Source organism: Hydrocoleum sp. CS-953, from assembly GCF_002260545.1.
In the GTDB taxonomy this organism is placed as follows: Bacteria; Cyanobacteriota; Cyanobacteriia; order Cyanobacteriales; family Microcoleaceae; genus Trichodesmium.
This window is the reverse complement of sequence record NZ_LGSU01000339.1, coordinates 1-2803: the sequence shown is the minus strand read 5'-3', so window position 1 is coordinate 2803 and position 2803 is coordinate 1. Positions and strand designations below refer to the sequence as shown.

Sequence of the window (2803 nt, the reverse complement as noted above, 5' to 3'; positions counted from 1 at the left end):
CACTTAGAAGGAAAGCAAAATTTATTCAAGCATAGCGATATATTTGCTTCAAAACCTATACTAGCTAATTTAATTGTTGTTCAACCAAAAAGTAAGCCGAAAAATCTGTCGCTCCTCAGACACAAGAAATAATTGTTGAAAATGGAGTGGAAATCAAAGTATATCCTATTGTTGAAATAGATCCAAACTTAAGGCGGAAGAGTGATTTAACTGACTTGATATACAAAATTTGGGAGAAAGAAGAAGAAGTTAAAAATGAAATAGAAAATAATAGAGCTTTAGCAGAAACGTTTGAGCAATGGCAATCTGTAATTGATATTGAAAAAGAGATTATTAAAGACCAAAAATCAATTTTTCAATATCAACAAAAATTCTATAACCAGCAAAAACAAATTGTAATTGTAACTTTAACAAAACCTATCTCTGTTGAAGATTTGGAAAAAATTACATCCCCTCCACTACCTATAACTATTTCCACTACAAAACAATCATCTTCTAGTCGAAAAAAATCAAAGCAGTTGCCTATTGGAGATATTATTGATGGGGAAAAATCTAGTAATGGAGAGTTAATTGAAAAACTACATATTAGTATTGGAGATTTTTGCCCCGATCAAATTATTGACTCTATATCAAATACAGGAAAAATTGAAACAGATTTACAAAAAGAAGAATCTGAAATTGAAAAAAGACGTAAAGCTTTAAGAGAAATTAGATATGGTGATTCAGAAAATCCAGAATTATCTCAGGTTATTGTTAATCCTTCTGATGTTAAGTTAATTGAGCCTATATTAATTAGACAATTTTTTAATCAACAATTAGATGAGTCGCAGAAAAAAGCTGTATGTAAAGCTTTAGCTACTGAGGAAATATTTTTAATTCAAGGTCCTCCGGGAACTGGAAAAACTTCTGTAATTACAGAAATTATTCGGCAAATTATCAAGCAATATCCTAATGATAAAATTTTGATTTCTTCTCAGTCTAATGTGGCAGTGGATAATGTTTTGACGAGAATTTCTGGTGTGGAAAGTCAAGAAATTAAGTGTATTAGAATTGGTATAGAGGAAAAAATAGAAGAAAATGCTAAACAGTTTTAAGTGGGGAAAGCTATTATTAATTGGCAAAAATATATTAGTGAAAAATCTGTTATTTATTGGCAGAAGTATCTGGATAAAAATGAGCAACTTCTATCGGGGGTGAAAAAGATTTCTGAATTAGAAGAGATTAAAAATAAAAACCAAGAGTTGAAAAGTTTGGCTGTCAAATTAACAAAAATAATTGCTAGACTTAATTCGGAATTGGTTATTGAACCAGAAAATTCAGCATCTATAGAATTTTCGGATATTGCTTTGGAGCTAATTTATGAAAAGCTAGAGTTAGAACGAAAAATATTGGAATCTATAGAAAAATATACTGTTAAATTTGGCATCGAATATCCGGTACAAAAACAACTTTCAGTGTGGATATATAAAGAGTCAAAATTTTTAGAGAGTCTCCTGGGCGATAATCAAGAAAATTATCATAATTTCATCAACTTGGAGAAGTTAAATAAAGAATGGAATGAAAAATTGCAGAGAAAACAACAAGATTTGATGTCTATATTTATAGATGAAATAAATGTTGTAGGAGCAACTTGTTTAGGAGTAGGTAGATTTAAAGACCGTAATTTTGACTGGGTAATAATTGATGAAGCTGCTCGCTCGACTGCACCGGAAAGTTTTGTTCCAATGTCGAAAGGTAAGAAGATTATTTTACTGGGAGACCATCAACAGTTACCGCAAATTATTGATAGAGAAGTTCAGGAAAAAGCGTGGAATGAAAAACAAATTGAGAAAATAATTTTGGAGATAAGTTTGTTTGAGTACCTTTATGAAAAATTGCCGGATAATAATAAGATAACTCTAGCTAATCAATATAGAATGCACCCAGATATTGGTAATTTAGTCAGTACATTATNGGGAGACCATCAACAGTTACCGCAAATTATTGATAGAGAAGTTCAGGAAAAAGCGTGGAATGAAAAACAAATTGAGAAAATAATTTTGGAGATAAGTTTGTTTGAGTACCTTTATGAAAAATTGCCGGATAATAATAAGATAACTCTAGCTAATCAATATAGAATGCACCCAGATATTGGTAATTTAGTCAGTACATTATTTTACGAAAGCGAGGTGAAAAGTCAATTTGTTAATCTTCAGGAAAAACAACATGGTTTGACAGAATTGAAGAACAGTATTTATTGGATATCTACTAGCGATATTTCAAAAGAAAAATCTCAAGAAAAACCAGCAGGAAAAAGTTTCACTAATCCTTATGAGGCTAAAGTTATTAGAGGAGTTTTGGCAAAGATTCAAAAAAATTGTGAGTCGAATAATTTATCAAAAGAGGTTGGTGTTATTTCTGCTTATCGTTCACAAATTGGTATTTTAGAATCGACTATTGCTCCTAAAAATAAGGAGTTGTGGAAAAATATAGATATTGTTATTCATACAGTTGATGCTTTTCAAGGTGGAGAAAAGGATATTATTATTTATGATTTAGTTAGAAGTAATTCTAAGAAAATTTTGGGTTTTACTTCCGACTATCGGAGATTAAATGTTGCTTTGTCTCGTGCTAGACAGTTATTAATTATTGTAGGGAATGATAATATGGCTTATGAAGGAAGAACACCTGGTAATATTCCTAATCAGTTTAAAGATTTAATTGAATATATTGATAGTAGTAAAGTTTGTTCTCGACTTAAGTCTGGTAAATTTGTATAGTAATCTTAAATAGGTTGGAACATTTAAAAATTTGGGAAAATTCG

2 protein-coding genes and 1 pseudogene are annotated in these 2803 nt (G+C 30.2%); all 3 read left to right on the top strand.

Features of this window, described 5'->3' with window-relative positions; genetic code table 11:
• Positions 1-146: 146 nt before the first annotated feature.
• The 3 genes and pseudogenes from AFK68_RS38000 to AFK68_RS37990 all read left to right on the top strand — a co-directional run bounded on the left by AFK68_RS38000 (position 147) and on the right by AFK68_RS37990 (position 2759).
• On the top strand, positions 147-1094 hold the full coding sequence (locus AFK68_RS38000) for an AAA domain-containing protein (RefSeq protein ID WP_210407197.1): 948 nt from the start codon (positions 147-149) through the stop codon (positions 1092-1094).
• Positions 1095-1953 (top strand): annotated as a pseudogene (locus AFK68_RS37995) (AAA domain-containing protein); the annotation flags it as partial.
• An 86-nt stretch (positions 1954-2039) separates the two neighbouring features.
• On the top strand, positions 2040-2759 hold the full coding sequence (locus AFK68_RS37990; protein ID WP_371357211.1) for an ATP-binding protein: 720 nt from the start codon (positions 2040-2042) through the stop codon (positions 2757-2759).
• Positions 2760-2803 lie beyond the last annotated feature (44 nt).